General features: G+C 61.4%; 14 protein-coding genes. 2 read left to right on the top strand and 12 right to left on the bottom strand.

Going from position 1 to position 12,832, the window contains the following annotated elements:
• Positions 1–59: 59 nt before the first annotated feature.
• The gene (fdxA, locus tag AA098_RS06440; protein WP_003252355.1) at positions 60–383 is read left to right on the top strand and encodes a ferredoxin FdxA; all 324 of its coding nucleotides are present in this window, start codon (positions 60–62) and stop codon (positions 381–383) included.
• 535 nt (positions 384–918) lie between these two features.
• Here fdxA and rpoS read toward each other — a convergent pair.
• The 8 genes from rpoS to AA098_RS06400 all read right to left on the bottom strand — a co-directional run bounded on the left by rpoS (position 919) and on the right by AA098_RS06400 (position 8,121).
• A complete protein-coding gene (gene rpoS, locus AA098_RS06435) occupies positions 919–1,926 on the bottom strand; it encodes an RNA polymerase sigma factor RpoS (RefSeq protein ID WP_003252351.1) in 1,008 nt (335 codons plus the stop codon).
• A 108-nt stretch (positions 1,927–2,034) separates the two neighbouring features.
• Positions 2,035–2,892, bottom strand: a complete 858-nt coding sequence (locus tag AA098_RS06430) for a peptidoglycan DD-metalloendopeptidase family protein (protein WP_003252350.1) — start codon at positions 2,890–2,892, stop codon at positions 2,035–2,037.
• 237 nt (positions 2,893–3,129) lie between these two features.
• Complete coding sequence (locus tag AA098_RS06425) at positions 3,130–3,768, bottom strand: protein-L-isoaspartate(D-aspartate) O-methyltransferase (protein ID WP_177342691.1); 639 nt, start codon at positions 3,766–3,768, stop codon at positions 3,130–3,132.
• Positions 3,769–3,803: 35 nt separating this feature from the next.
• The gene (gene surE / locus AA098_RS06420; RefSeq protein WP_003252346.1) at positions 3,804–4,553 is read right to left on the bottom strand and encodes a 5'/3'-nucleotidase SurE; all 750 of its coding nucleotides are present in this window, start codon (positions 4,551–4,553) and stop codon (positions 3,804–3,806) included.
• Positions 4,541–5,599 (bottom strand): tRNA pseudouridine(13) synthase TruD, encoded by a 1,059-nt coding sequence (gene truD / locus AA098_RS06415; protein ID WP_004574838.1) that lies wholly within the window; start codon positions 5,597–5,599, stop codon positions 4,541–4,543. The genes surE and truD overlap by 13 nt, the downstream gene beginning before the upstream one ends.
• Entirely contained in the window at positions 5,596–6,069 is a 474-nt protein-coding gene (gene ispF, locus AA098_RS06410) for a 2-C-methyl-D-erythritol 2,4-cyclodiphosphate synthase (protein ID WP_003252342.1), read from the bottom strand. The genes truD and ispF overlap by 4 nt, the downstream gene beginning before the upstream one ends.
• Before the next feature lie 76 nt (positions 6,070–6,145).
• A complete protein-coding gene (gene fghA / locus AA098_RS06405) occupies positions 6,146–7,000 on the bottom strand; it encodes an S-formylglutathione hydrolase (protein ID WP_003252340.1) in 855 nt (284 codons plus the stop codon).
• An 8-nt stretch (positions 7,001–7,008) separates the two neighbouring features.
• On the bottom strand, positions 7,009–8,121 hold the full coding sequence (locus tag AA098_RS06400; RefSeq protein ID WP_003252338.1) for an S-(hydroxymethyl)glutathione dehydrogenase/class III alcohol dehydrogenase: 1,113 nt from the start codon (positions 8,119–8,121) through the stop codon (positions 7,009–7,011).
• A gap of 107 nt (positions 8,122–8,228) precedes the next feature.
• Between AA098_RS06400 and AA098_RS06395 the strand changes: the two genes are divergently transcribed.
• Positions 8,229–9,125 carry a LysR substrate-binding domain-containing protein gene (locus AA098_RS06395; RefSeq protein WP_003252336.1) on the top strand — a complete coding sequence of 299 codons (897 nt, stop codon included), beginning with the start codon at positions 8,229–8,231 and terminating at the stop codon, positions 9,123–9,125.
• 263 nt (positions 9,126–9,388) lie between these two features.
• On the opposite strand, the gene ispD is transcribed toward AA098_RS06395, so the two are convergent.
• The 4 genes from ispD to kdsA all read right to left on the bottom strand — a co-directional run bounded on the left by ispD (position 9,389) and on the right by kdsA (position 12,829).
• A complete protein-coding gene (gene ispD / locus AA098_RS06390; protein ID WP_003252335.1) occupies positions 9,389–10,096 on the bottom strand; it encodes a 2-C-methyl-D-erythritol 4-phosphate cytidylyltransferase in 708 nt (235 codons plus the stop codon).
• Positions 10,093–10,374 carry a cell division protein FtsB gene (gene ftsB / locus AA098_RS06385; RefSeq protein ID WP_004576849.1) on the bottom strand — a complete coding sequence of 94 codons (282 nt, stop codon included), beginning with the start codon at positions 10,372–10,374 and terminating at the stop codon, positions 10,093–10,095. The genes ispD and ftsB overlap by 4 nt, the downstream gene beginning before the upstream one ends.
• Positions 10,375–10,539: 165 nt before the next feature.
• Positions 10,540–11,829: a phosphopyruvate hydratase gene (gene eno, locus AA098_RS06380; RefSeq protein ID WP_064613940.1), complete on the bottom strand. Its 1,290-nt coding sequence runs from the start codon at positions 11,827–11,829 to the stop codon at positions 10,540–10,542.
• A gap of 154 nt (positions 11,830–11,983) precedes the next feature.
• Positions 11,984–12,829 carry a 3-deoxy-8-phosphooctulonate synthase gene (kdsA, locus tag AA098_RS06375; protein WP_003252332.1) on the bottom strand — a complete coding sequence of 282 codons (846 nt, stop codon included), beginning with the start codon at positions 12,827–12,829 and terminating at the stop codon, positions 11,984–11,986.
• Positions 12,830–12,832 lie beyond the last annotated feature (3 nt).

Genomic DNA, 12,832 nt, shown 5'->3' with positions numbered 1-12,832 from the left:
GTAAACCGCGCGGCCCTGAGAGGAAGGGCCGCCGCCGTCGCCTGAGGAGAGAATTAGAAATGACCTTCGTCGTCACCGACAACTGCATCAAATGCAAATACACCGACTGCGTGGAAGTCTGTCCGGTGGACTGCTTCTACGAAGGCCCGAACTTCCTGGTCATCCACCCGGACGAGTGCATCGACTGTGCCTTGTGCGAGCCGGAGTGCCCAGCGCAAGCCATCTTCTCGGAAGACGAAGTGCCTTCTGGCATGGAAAACTTCATCGAGCTGAACGCCGAGCTGGCGGAAATCTGGCCGAATATCACCGAGCGTAAGGACGCCCTGCCGGACGCTGAAGAATGGGATGGCAAGCCTGGCAAGATTGCCGACCTGGAGCGCTGATAGCGCCCAGACGCGAAAAAGGCCCTTCGGGGCCTTTTTTGTTTTCCTACGGGCAAAAAAAAGGGGCGGTTTGACCCGCCCACATTTTTTTCCGTAGTCCCTGCTTGTCCCAAACATCATCCTGATGAAATCGCTTCTTGCGATGTCCCTGGCCTTCATCCTGAAAGCCTGTGCATGTCCCTGTGCACAGTTCGAATACTAGCGGGTTCAGCCAGGCGAGCAAGCGATGGAGCTTGCAAGGTATTTCCGCGGACACATTTACTCACCGGTGAATAAACCATGCTTTTCAATGGGTTGTAAAAATTCAGCCTTTGGAAACGACTTTGATTTACTGAAGGTTGCATGGAAAGCTTACACAACGAGTAAGTAAAGGCTTACACGCGATGTTACTGGGGTAGCGCGGTACACATTTGATAGGTGTCTTGCCAGGTAGCGTCTGGGCGCCATGCGCCCCGGCAATCTGAAAGGGAAACTCGCTTTTCGCCACAAACAAAAACGCCCCGAGATCATCGGGGCGTTTTTGTTACAGGGCTAGCTACTGGAACAATGACTCGCTGGACAGACCATTCTTTTCAAGGATCTCACGCAAACGCTTCAGCCCTTCTACCTGAATCTGCCGCACCCGTTCCCGGGTCAGGCCAATCTCCAGGCCAACATCTTCGAGGGTACTGCTTTCATGCCCTCGCAGGCCGAAGCGACGCACCACCACCTCGCGCTGCTTGTCGGTCAACTCACCCAGCCACTGGTCTATGCTCTGCGACAGGTCGTCATCCTGCAGCAGTTCGCACGGGTCCGTCGGGCGGTCGTCGGTCAGGGTATCGAGCAGCGTCTTGTCCGAATCCGGGCCAAGCGACACGTCTACCGAAGACACCCGTTCGTTCAGGCCGAGCATACGCTTGACCTCGGCGACCGGCTTTTCCAGCAAGGTGGCGATTTCTTCCGGCGAGGGCTCGTGGTCGAGTTTCTGCGTCAGCTCGCGCGCGGCGCGCAGGTAGACGTTCAGTTCCTTGACCACATGGATCGGCAGGCGAATGGTGCGAGTCTGGTTCATGATCGCCCGTTCGATGGTCTGGCGAATCCACCAGGTCGCGTAGGTCGAAAAACGGAAACCACGCTCCGGGTCGAACTTTTCGACCGCACGGATCAGCCCCAGGTTGCCCTCTTCGATCAGGTCGAGCAGCGACAGGCCACGGTTCACGTAACGACGGGCAATTTTGACAACCAGGCGCAGGTTGCTTTCGATCATGCGCTTGCGGCCGGCAGGGTCACCCTTTTGCGACAAGCGCGCAAAATGCACTTCTTCTTCCGGCGAAAGCAGCGGCGAGAAACCAATCTCGTTGAGATACAGCTGGGTGGCATCGAGCGCCCTGCTGTAATCGATGTACTTGTGTTGCTTGAGCGAAGAGCCCGATTTGGCCCTCGTCCGAACCGAAGATACAGCAGGTTCGTCTGACACCACATCCGTTTCCAAAACGATACCCGTCTCCATCAGGAGGACGTCATCGTCGATGTCAAACTCCGGCACTTCTTTACTGAGAGCCATTGTTATAATCCTTTGCTGAGTTCGAACTCAGACTCGAGCGGCACCTTTCTCCCTGGCAGCGCTTGAGCCTGTCCCCTCTACATCACAGGAACAGGCCGGGTACAACGGTCAACGACGTGGCAGGAACTGGAGTGGATCGACGGGTTTGCCCTGGCGGCGAATCTCGAAATGCAGCTTCACCCGATCTGTGCCCGTAGACCCCATTTCAGCAATCGACTGCCCTGCCTTGACCTGCTGCCCCTCCCGAACCAACAGCCTGCGGTTATGACCGTAGGCACTGACGTAGGTGTCGCTGTGCTTGATGATGATCAGCTCGCCGTAGCCCCTCAAACCACTCCCGGCATAAACCACCGCACCATCAGACGCAGCAAAAACAGGCTGTCCCAAATCACCGGCGATATCAATGCCTTTATTCAAACTACCGTTTGAAGCAAATTTTCCAATCAGCACGCCATTGGCAGGCCAGGTCCAACCACCTACCGCGCGCTCTGCGGCTGGTACGGTAGCGACCACAGGGGCAGGGGCGGAAGGCGCCGACGTGGCCGGTTTGCTGGTGCTGGCAGGCGCCGTGGCAGTGCTGCCCACAGGCCGCCGCGTGACCGTGGTGCGGCTTGACGAGGACGGGCTGGACACCACCGTGGTGCGGCTGCTGGAACCGCTGCTGAAACGAATCGCTTGGCCCGGGCGGATGGTATAAGGCGCCTGAATGCCGTTGCGTGCAGCCAGCTCCTTGTAGTCCCAGCCATAACGGAAGGCGATGGAGAACAGGGTGTCGCCTGGCTTGACGATGTATTGCCCAGAAGTCACCGCCGGGCGCTTGGGCACGGTGTTGTTGCGGTCGACCACCCGCGCGCTGTTGCTGCTGGTGCTTGAGCAACCCACCAGAAGCGTGCCCATGGCCAATGCAATCACCAGAAGCTTGAAACCCGACCCGTCCTTGCGCTGCCGAATGACTGTGTGACCCACCCGCGCTCCCCTCATGGTGCCGAAAATCGATATGAAGACAAGAAATGCAATATTGTTGCAATTATAACCAAGCCAGCCAGTAATGGCAGACGGGTTCAAAAGACGGGCACAAAACCCCGGTGCACGCTGTGCGTTAGCGCTTCGCACCGCCTGATAGACAGGGCGAAGCGACAAGAATTCGCCACCGGCACAAAAATACACCGCGCCTCATGCCTGCACAGCTCAGATCAACAGGCCTCAGGCCAGAGGCCCATTGAGCAGCGGCACGAAGCGCACAGCCCCCAGTACGCGACGGGAGAATCCATGCTCCTCGCGCACGATCAGCATCAGTTGCTGCGCTTCGCCGGCCGGCCCTACCGGAATGACCATGCGTCCACCGGGTGCCAGTTGGTCGAGCAGTGCCTGTGGCACTTCCGGCGCCACGGCGGTGACGATGATGCCGTTGTACGGCGCAAGCGCCGGCCACCCCTCACAACCGTCACCCCAGCGGAATACCACGTTGCGCAGGTTAAGCTCCACCAGGCGCTCTTTGGCCCGGTCCTGCAGCACCTTGATGCGCTCTACCGAAAACACCCGTTCGACCAGCTGAGCCAGGATCGCCGTCTGGTAGCCCGAACCGGTGCCAATCTCCAGCACCTTGTCCAGCGGCCCGGCCTCGAGCAACAGCTCGCTCATGTGAGCAACCATGAACGGCTGGGAGATGGTCTGGTTGTGGCCGATCGGCAGCGCGGTGTCTTCGTATGCTCGATGCGCCAGCGCCTCGTCGACGAACAGGTGGCGCGGCGTACGAAGGATCACGTCGAGCACCTTGGTGTTCGAAACCCCCTCTTCGCACAAGCGCTGTATCAGCCGCTCCCGGGTACGCTGAGAGGTCATGCCGATGCCACGCCGCAGCATATCGTCCTCGCGCATCAGAGCAGGCCCTCCAGCCATCCATCGAGCTGCTCGAAGGCATCATTGAAGGTGCGGTCGAGCTGCAACGGGGTAATCGATACGTAGCCTTGCATCACCGCGTGGAAGTCGGTGCCCGGGCCGCCGTCCTCGGCATCACCGGCCACGGCAATCCAGTAGCCTTCCTTGCCACGCGGGTTGACCACCTTGGTGGGCGCCGCCGCCCGCGCGCGGTGACCGAGACGGGTGAGCTGGATGCCACGGATGTGCTCCAGTGGCAAGTTGGGAATATTGACGTTGAGTACAGTGCGTGGCGGCAACACCAGGCGCGACTGTGCCTCGACCAGACGACGGGCGATATAGGCCGCAGTCGGCAGGTTGTCCGGCTGGCGCGACAACAGCGAGAACGCCAGCGAGGTACCGCCGAGGAAGCGGCCTTCCAGCGCCGCAGCGACCGTTCCCGAATACAGCACGTCATCGCCCAGGTTGGCACCGAGGTTGATCCCCGACACGACCATGTCCGGCGTCTGCGGCAACAGCCCATTGAGCCCCAAGTGCACGCAGTCGGTCGGCGTGCCGTTGAGGCTGATGAAGCCATTGGCCAGGGTCTGCGGATGCAGTGGCCGGTCCAGCGTCAGCGAACTGCTGGCGCCGCTCTTGTCTTGATCCGGGGCGATCACCGCGCACTCGGCATAATCCACCAGCGCAGCGTGCAGCGCGGCGATGCCAGGTGCGGTAACACCGTCGTCATTCGAAATCAGAATACGCATGGGCTGTCCGTCTGCCCTGCCGACACCAGATCCACGACTTCACGCACCACCACGGTGGCGAAGCATCCGGCCGGCAGGACGAATTCCAGTTGCAGGATATCAGGCTCGGGATAATGCCACGTCAGGCCGCCAATAGGGAGCCGCAGAATTCGCCGTTCGTGATCCATGCCCGCCTGGGCCAGCCACTGGCAAAGTGCCGGCTGACGTGCGCCGATAGCGTTTTCCAGCTGGGCAGGCGCACCGCCAGCAGGTGAAGCGCCCTCCCCCCACATCGGGCCGGTTGGATGCAAGTCGAGAATCGCCAGGCGCGGGTCGGCACATTCCGCCTCACCCGCCGGGAAGAAACTGCGGCTGTCGGTGAACGCCAGCAGGTCCCCGACCTGGGCTCGGGCCCAGCTACCGTCAGCGACACGCGCAGCCAGCAACTGATTGAACAGGTAGCTGCGCCCGGCCGAAAGCAGCCGCGAACGCACGTTGCGCTGTTCAGGCAAAGCCTTGCGTGCGGCCCAATCGAGGGCGTCATGGACGTTGCCACCCCCGTGCCCGAAGCGCTGGGTGCCGAAATAGTTGGGCACACCTTGCTGCCTGAGCTGCTCCAGGCGCGCATCCACCGCCTGGTGATCGGCAGCCAGGGCGGTCAGGCGCAAGGTGAACCCGTTGGCCGAATGCGCGCCGCGCTGCAGTTTGCGCTGGTGACGCACCTGTTTGAGCACACGCAGGCTGGCATCCTCGGCACGCGACAGATCCGGGTCGGCCTTGCCCGGCAGGTGCAGGCTGAACCACTGGCGGGTCAGCGCCTGGCGGTCCTTCAGGCCGGCGTAGCTGATGCTGCGCACCGGCACGCCAGCGGCGCGGGCAAGGCGCCGGGCGGCTTCTTCAGTGTTCAGGTCACGCTTCTCGACCCACAGCCACAGGTGCTCGCCTTGGCCGGATAGCGGTATATCCAGAACTTCGTCAACCTGAAAGTCTTCGGCAACCGCTTTGAGGACGGCGGTGCCCAGGGGTTCGCCCGATGCGCGCGGGCCCAGCAATTCCAGTTCGGTCATGCTGGCAGCAGCAGGGCGACCGAATGCACGGCAATGCCCTCCTCGCGGCCGGTAAAGCCAAGCTTCTCTGTGGTGGTGGCCTTGACATTGACCTGGTCGAGCTCGACCTGCAGGTCTTCGGCGATCAGCTGGCGCATGGTTTCGATGTGTGGGGCCATTTTCGGTGCCTGGGCGACGATGGTGGCGTCAACGTTGCCGACCTTCCAGCCCTTGGCCTTGACGATGCCGACCACATGGCGCAGCAGCGCGCGGCTGTCAGCACCCTTGAACTGCGGGTCAGTGTCAGGGAAGTGCTTGCCGATGTCGCCCAGCGCCGCAGCGCCAAGCAAGGCATCGCTCAGGGCGTGCAACAGCACATCACCGTCAGAATGGGCCAACAGGCCGTATTTGTGGGGGATACGCACCCCGCCCAGGGTAATGAAATCACCGTCGCAGAAACGGTGCACATCGTAGCCGTGGCCAATACGCATAAAAAAACGCCCTGAATGAGTCAGGGCGTGATTCTACCTGCTTTGCTGCGGGTTTGGCGGCTTTTGGACCAGGGTGTTACACCCGCCCCAGTGCCACCGCATGATGGCGCAGGTGCTCCTCGATGAAGCTGGCAATGAAGTAGTAGCTATGGTCATAACCCGGCTGCATACGCAGGGTCATTGCATGGCCACCTTTGCGTGCCGCCTGTTCCAGCGCTTCAGGCTTGAGTTGCTTCTCGAGGAAGTCGTCACGGTCGCCCTGATCCACCAGCAACGGCGGGCATTGGCCTGCCGGGGTTTCGGCCAGCAGCACGCTGGCATCCCACTCACGCCAGCGCCCACGGTCTTCACCCAGGTAGCGGCTGAAGGCTTTCTCGCCCCACGGACAATCCATCGGATTGCTGATTGGCGAGAATGCCGACACCGAGCGGTAGCGCCCCGGATTGCGCAAGGCGCACACCAGCGCGCCATGCCCACCCATGGAGTGGCCGCTGATGCTGCGCTCGCCCGACGCCGGGAAGTGGGCCTCGATCAGGGCTGGCAACTCCTCCACCACATAGTCGTGCATGCGGTAGTGCTGGGCCCAGGGTTGCTGGGTGGCGTTGAGGTAGAAGCCAGCACCCAGGCCGAAGTCCCAGGCGCCGTCCGGATCGCCCGGCACCTGCTCGCCACGCGGGCTGGTATCGGGGGCAACGATGATCAGGCCCAGCTCGGCGGCCAGACGCTGGGCGCCGGCCTTCTGCATGAAGTTCTCGTCGGTGCAGGTGAGGCCGCTGAGCCAGTAAAGCACCGGCAGCTTTTCGCCCTGCTCGGCCTGCGGTGGCAGGTACACGGCGAACACCATATCGCAACCCAGCACCTTGGAATGATGCCGGTAACGCTTGTGCCAGCCGCCGAAGCTCTTCTGGCAGGAGATGTTATCCAGGCTCATGGCAGACCTCAGAAGTGGATCACGCTACGGATGCTCTTGCCTTCATGCATCAGGTCGAAGGCCTTGTTGATGTCTTCCAGCCCCATCGTGTGGGTGATGAAGGTGTCCAGCGGGATCTCGCCTTTCTCGGACATTTCCACGTAGCTCGGCAGTTCGCTGCGGCCACGCACCCCGCCGAACGCCGAACCACGCCAGACCCGACCGGTAACCAGCTGGAACGGACGCGTGGAAATTTCCTGGCCGGCACCGGCCACACCGATGATCACCGACTCACCCCAGCCCTTGTGGCAGCATTCCAGGGCGGCGCGCATCAGCTGAACGTTGCCGATGCACTCGAAGGAGAAGTCCACGCCACCATCGGTGAGGTCGACGATCACTTCCTGGATCGGGCGATCGTAGTCTTTCGGGTTGATGCAATCAGTGGCACCCAGTTGGCGGGCGATTTCGAACTTGGCCGGGTTGATGTCGATGGCGATGATACGCGAGGCCTTGGCCTTGACCGCACCGATCACGGCCGACAGGCCGATGCCACCGAGGCCGAAGATGGCCACGGTATCACCTGGCTTGACCTTGGCAGTGTTGAGTACCGCGCCGATACCGGTGGTGACGCCGCAGCCCAGCAGGCAGACCTTTTCCAGTGGTGCTTCTTTCTGGATCTTGGCCACGGAAATTTCCGGCAGCACGGTGTATTCGGAGAACGTCGAGGTGCCCATGTAGTGGAACAGTTGCTGGCCCTTGTACGAGAAGCGCGTGGTGCCGTCCGGCATCAGGCCCTTGCCCTGGGTGGCGCGGATGGCCTGGCACAGGTTGGTCTTGCCCGAGAGGCAGAACTTGCACTTGCCGCATTCTGGGGTGTACAGCGGGATGACGTGGTCACCCACGGCGACCGAGGTCACCCCCTCGCCCACCGCTTCGACGATGGCACCGCCTTCGTGGCCGAGGATCGATGGGAAGATCCCTTCCGGGTCAGCACCGGACAGGGTATAGGCATCGGTGTGGCAGACACCGCTGGCGACCACGCGCAGCAGCACTTCACCGGCTTTTGGCATGGCCACGTCGACTTCGACGATTTCCAGGGGTTTCTTGGCTTCGAAGGCAACGGCAGCACGGGACTTGATCATCAAAGGTCTCCAGACAGTGGATCGATTCAGTCTTGCAGTGTAATTCAGCGCCATTTGATTAATAATCAGGCCAAAGACAAAACATTATTGCCATACAGGGATAATCGATGAGCAGCCGATGGGAAGGCATCGACGAATTTGTCGCCGTGGCCGAATCGGGCCAGTTCACTGCCGCTGCCGAACGCCTGGGGGTTTCCTCATCGCACATCAGCCGGCAGATCGCCCGGCTGGAGGACCGCCTGCAAACGCGCCTGCTGTATCGCAGTACCCGCCGGGTAACCCTCAGCGAAGCCGGGCAGACCTTCCTGCAGCATTGCCAACGCTTGCAGGATGGCCGCGAGGAAGCGCTGCGCGCCATGGGCGACCTGGCCAGCGAACCCAAGGGCTTGTTGCGCATGACGTGCGCCGTGGCCTACGGCGAGCGCTTCATCGTGCCGTTGGTGACGCGATTCATGGCGCTGTACCCGCAGCTGCGCGTGGATGTGGAGCTGAGCAACCACACCCTCGACCTGCTGCATGAAGGCATGGACCTGGCCATCCGCCTGGGCCGCCTGGCCGACTCTCGCTTGGTGGCTACCCGCCTGGCGCCAAGGCGCATGTACCTGTGCGCCTCGCCGGCCTATCTTGAGCGCTATGGCCGGCCACACAGCCTGTCGGAGCTGGCGCGGCACAATTGCCTGGTGGGGAGTTCGGACTTGTGGGCGCTACAGCAGGATGGCCGTGAGATCAGCCAGCGGGTACAGGGTAACTGGCGCTGCAACAGTGGCCAGGCAGTGCTGGATGCGGCGCTGCAAGGGATCGGGTTGTGCCAGTTGCCGGATTACTACGTGCTGGAACACCTGAACAGTGGTGCGCTGGTGTCGCTGCTGGAGGCGCACCAACCGCCGAATACGGCGGTGTGGGCGCTGTATCCGCAGCAGAGGCACCTGTCGCCGAAGGTACGGCGGCTGGTGGATTACCTGAAGGAGGGGTTGGCGGGGTTGCCGGAGTATCGTTTCGGCTGACGGGATGTGCTGCATGTACTGGCCTCTTCGCGGGTGAACCCGCTCCTGCGACGGCCTGTGCCCAACCACCGATGCGTATGTAGGAGCGGGTTTACCCGCGAATACGGCGGCGGCGCCAACGGTGAACGGCGAGTGGAAATTGGCCCGCAGGCCCGGCCCTTTCGCGGGTGAACCCGCTCCTACGGCGGCCTGTGCCCAACCACCGATGCGTATGTAGGAGCGGGTTCACCCGCGAATACGGTGGCGGCAGCAACGGTGAACGCTCAGCGTTTACCCGCCCAGCGCTGGCGCAACCATTCGAGATCTTCGGGCCGGGTTACCTTTATGTTGTCACTGCGCCCTTCCACCAGCCGCGGCGCCTGACCGGACCATTCGATGGCCGAGGCTTCATCGGTCACCACCACATCCGACACCAGGCACTCAGCCAGCGCCCGGTGCAACGCTCCAAGGCGGAACATCTGCGGTGTGTACGCCTGCCAGATCGTGCTGCGGTCCACGGTAGCACTCACCCGGCCATGGCTGTCGGCACGCTTGAGGGTATCGCGCGCCGGCACCGCCAGCAGGCCACCCACCGGGTCGTCCGCCAGCTCCGACAACAGCTTGTCCAGGTCGCTGCGTGCCAGGTTCGGCCGCGCAGCATCGTGCACCAGCACCCAGTCGCTGTCCCCCGCCCCCTGGGCATGCAGCACCAGCAAGGCGTTAAGCACCGAGTCAGCGCGTTCACGCCCGCCCGCCGCGCACTGGATGCGTGGGTCGCTGGCGTAGCGCAGGCCAGGCCAGTACGGGTCATCTTCGGCAATGCTGACCACCACGCCCTTAAGCGCCGGGTGGCCAAGAAAACAGTCGAGGCTGTGCTCGAGAAGGGTCTGCCCAGCCAGCTCCAGGTATTGCTTGGGGCGGTCGGCAGCCATGCGGGCACCTACACCCGCCGCAGGAATCACGGCCCAGAAGGCCGGCAAGGTATCGATCATTTCTGTGGCAACTGGAAGAGGGTTTCGCCCTCTTTGACCATCCCCAATTCGTGGCGGGCCCGTTCTTCAACGGTCTCCATGCCTTTTTTCAGCTCTAGCACTTCAGCATCGAGCACACGATTACGCTCGAGCAAGCGCTCGTTTTCGGCATGCTGATCGGCAATCTGCTGCTTCAGTTCGGTCACTTGCGCCAGGCTGCCGTTACCCACCCACAGGCGGTACTGCAGGCCACCCAACAGCAAGAGCAGAACGAGGAACAACCAATAGGGACTGCGCATCACGTTATCCAGGTTAAAAAGGCTGCCGCGTTTTTACTTCGGGGCCTCGAATAGCACGAAGCCTGGCCGAGGCCAGGCTTCGTCGACAGAAACCCGTTAGTACGTAGGAAAGTTCAGTACGAACGTTCCTACAACTTCGGCTGCTGCCTTTTTACCATCTCTTGCTTAGCCGCGAAACTCGGCACGACCGCGGTAAACCGCTTTGGCGCCCAGTTGCTCTTCGATGCGCAGCAGCTGGTTGTACTTGGAAACGCGGTCGGAACGGCACAGCGAGCCGGTCTTGATCTGGCCAGCAGCAGTACCCACAGCCAGGTCGGCAATGGTCGAGTCTTCGGTTTCACCGGAACGGTGCGAGATCACTGCAGTGTAACCAGCAGCCTTGGCCATCTGGATGGCTTCCAGGGTTTCGGTCAGCGAGCCGATCTGGTTGAACTTGATCAGGATCGAGTTACCGATGCCTTTCTCGATGCCTTCCTTGAGGATCTTGGTGTTGGTCACGAACAGGTCGTCACCGACCAGCTGGACTTTTTCACCGATCTTGTCAGTGAGGATTTTCCAGCCAGCCCAGTCGGACTCGTCCAGGCCGTCTTCGATCGAAATGATCGGGAAACGCTCGGTCAGGCCTTTCAGGTAGTCGGCGAAGCGTTCGGCGTCGAACGACTTGCCTTCGCCGGACAGGTTGTACTTGCCGTCTTCGTAGAATTCAGAAGCCGCGCAGTCCAGAGCCAGGGTCACGTCGGTGCCCAGCTTGTAGCCGGCTTTTTCGACAGCTTCAGCGATGGCGCCCAGGGCGTCTTCGTTGGATGCCAGGTTCGGGGCGAAACCACCTTCATCACCTACGGCGGTGTTCAGGCCACGGGCCTTCAGGACGGCCTTGAGGTGGTGGAAGATTTCGGTACCCATGCGCAGGCCGTCAGAGAAGGTCTTGGCGCCAACCGGCTGAACCATGAACTCCTGGATGTCGACGTTGTTGTCGGCGTGCTCGCCACCGTTGATGATGTTCATCATCGGAACCGGCATCGAGTACTGGCCCGGGGTGCCGTTCAGGTTGGCGATGTGCGCGTACAGCGGCAGGTCCTGGTCCTGGGCAGCAGCTTTGGCGGCAGCCAGGGAAACAGCCAGGATGGCGTTGGCGCCCAGCTTGGCCTTGTTCTCGGTACCGTCCAGTTCAATCATGGCGCGGTCCAGCGCCTTCTGGTCGGAAGGATCCTTGCCCAGCAGCAGGTCACGGATCGGGCCGTTGATGTTGGCGACGGCCTTCAGCACGCCCTTGCCCAGGTAACGGCTCTTGTCGCCATCACGCAGCTCCAGCGCTTCGCGCGAGCCGGTAGAAGCACCGGACGGCGCGCAAGCGCTGCCGATGATGCCGTTGTCGAGCAGTACATCGGCTTCCACAGTGGGGTTGCCACGCGAATCGAGAACTTCACGACCTTTGATGTCGACGATTTTTGCCATTGTTGTAAGCACTCCAGAATTTGACGAAAACAACTTAGCTTAGGAAATTCTTGCCGTTCACCAGGCGAACTTGCTTTGGGCAGGCCTGATGAAGGGAGCCCCTGACCGACTGGTCAGGGGTGGATCGGGCGGTACTTTACCCGAGAAATGAGCTTTACGCGGTTTCTACCGTCGGAAAACTTTTCACCAGGTCGTCCAATTGCTTGAGCTGGACCAGGAACGGCTCCAGTTTATCCAGGCGCAAGGCGCATGGGCCATCGCACTTGGCGTTGTCCGGATCGGGGTGGGCTTCGAGGAAAAGCCCGGCCAGGCCCTGGCTCATGCCGGCCTTGGCCAGGTCAGTGACCTGGGCACGACGGCCGCCGGCGGAATCGGCGCGGCCACCCGGCATCTGCAGGGCGTGGGTCACGTCGAAGAACACCGGGTAGTCGAACTGCTTCATGATGCCGAAGCCCAGCATGTCGACCACCAGGTTGTTGTAGCCGAAGCTCGAACCACGCTCGCAGAGTATCAACTGGTCGTTACCGGCTTCTTCGCACTTGGCCAGGATGTGTTTCATTTCCTGAGGTGCGAGGAACTGAGCCTTCTTGATGTTGATCACCACGCCGGTCTTGGCCATGGCCACTACCAGGTCAGTCTGCCGCGACAGGAAAGCCGGCAACTGGATGATGTCGCATACCTTGGCGACGGGCTCTGCCTGGTAAGGCTCGTGCACGTCGGTGATCACTGGCACGTTGAAGGTGCGCTTGATCTCTTCGAAGATCTTCAGCCCCTCTTCCATGCCAGGGCCACGGTAGGACGTTACCGACGAACGGTTGGCCTTGTCGAAGCTGGCCTTGAACACATACGGGATACCGAGCTTCTCGGTAACCCGCACGTACTCTTCGCAGACCTTCATCGCCAGGTCACGGGACTCCAGAACATTCATGCCGCCGAACAGGACGAAAGGCTTGTCGTTGGCGATTTCGATGTTACCGACGCGGATGATCTTCTGGGTCATCGA

Source organism: Pseudomonas sp. JY-Q (assembly GCF_001655295.1).
GTDB lineage: Bacteria > Pseudomonadota > Gammaproteobacteria > Pseudomonadales > Pseudomonadaceae > Aquipseudomonas > Aquipseudomonas alloputida.
The sequence above is the reverse complement of the archived record's forward strand: the minus strand, read 5'-3'. Positions and strand labels throughout refer to the sequence as shown.

Coding starts and splice junctions, on each gene's coding strand:
- fdxA (WP_003252355.1), top strand. CDS start 60: ATGACCTTCGTCGTCACCGACAACTGCATCAAATGCAAATACACCGAC.
- rpoS (WP_003252351.1), bottom strand. CDS start 1,926: ATGGCTCTCAGTAAAGAAGTGCCGGAGTTTGACATCGACGATGACGTC.
- AA098_RS06425 (WP_177342691.1), bottom strand. CDS start 3,768: ATGACCTCTCAGCGTACCCGGGAGCGGCTGATACAGCGCTTGTGCGAA.
- surE (WP_003252346.1), bottom strand. CDS start 4,553: ATGCGTATTCTGATTTCGAATGACGACGGTGTTACCGCACCTGGCATC.
- truD (WP_004574838.1), bottom strand. CDS start 5,599: ATGACCGAACTGGAATTGCTGGGCCCGCGCGCATCGGGCGAACCCCTG.
- ispF (WP_003252342.1), bottom strand. CDS start 6,069: ATGCGTATTGGCCACGGCTACGATGTGCACCGTTTCTGCGACGGTGAT.
- fghA (WP_003252340.1), bottom strand. CDS start 7,000: ATGAGCCTGGATAACATCTCCTGCCAGAAGAGCTTCGGCGGCTGGCAC.
- AA098_RS06400 (WP_003252338.1), bottom strand. CDS start 8,121: ATGATCAAGTCCCGTGCTGCCGTTGCCTTCGAAGCCAAGAAACCCCTG.
- AA098_RS06395 (WP_003252336.1), top strand. CDS start 8,229: ATGAGCAGCCGATGGGAAGGCATCGACGAATTTGTCGCCGTGGCCGAA.
- ispD (WP_003252335.1), bottom strand. CDS start 10,096: ATGATCGATACCTTGCCGGCCTTCTGGGCCGTGATTCCTGCGGCGGGT.
- ftsB (WP_004576849.1), bottom strand. CDS start 10,374: ATGCGCAGTCCCTATTGGTTGTTCCTCGTTCTGCTCTTGCTGTTGGGT.
- eno (WP_064613940.1), bottom strand. CDS start 11,829: ATGGCAAAAATCGTCGACATCAAAGGTCGTGAAGTTCTCGATTCGCGT.
- kdsA (WP_003252332.1), bottom strand. CDS start 12,829: ATGACCCAGAAGATCATCCGCGTCGGTAACATCGAAATCGCCAACGAC.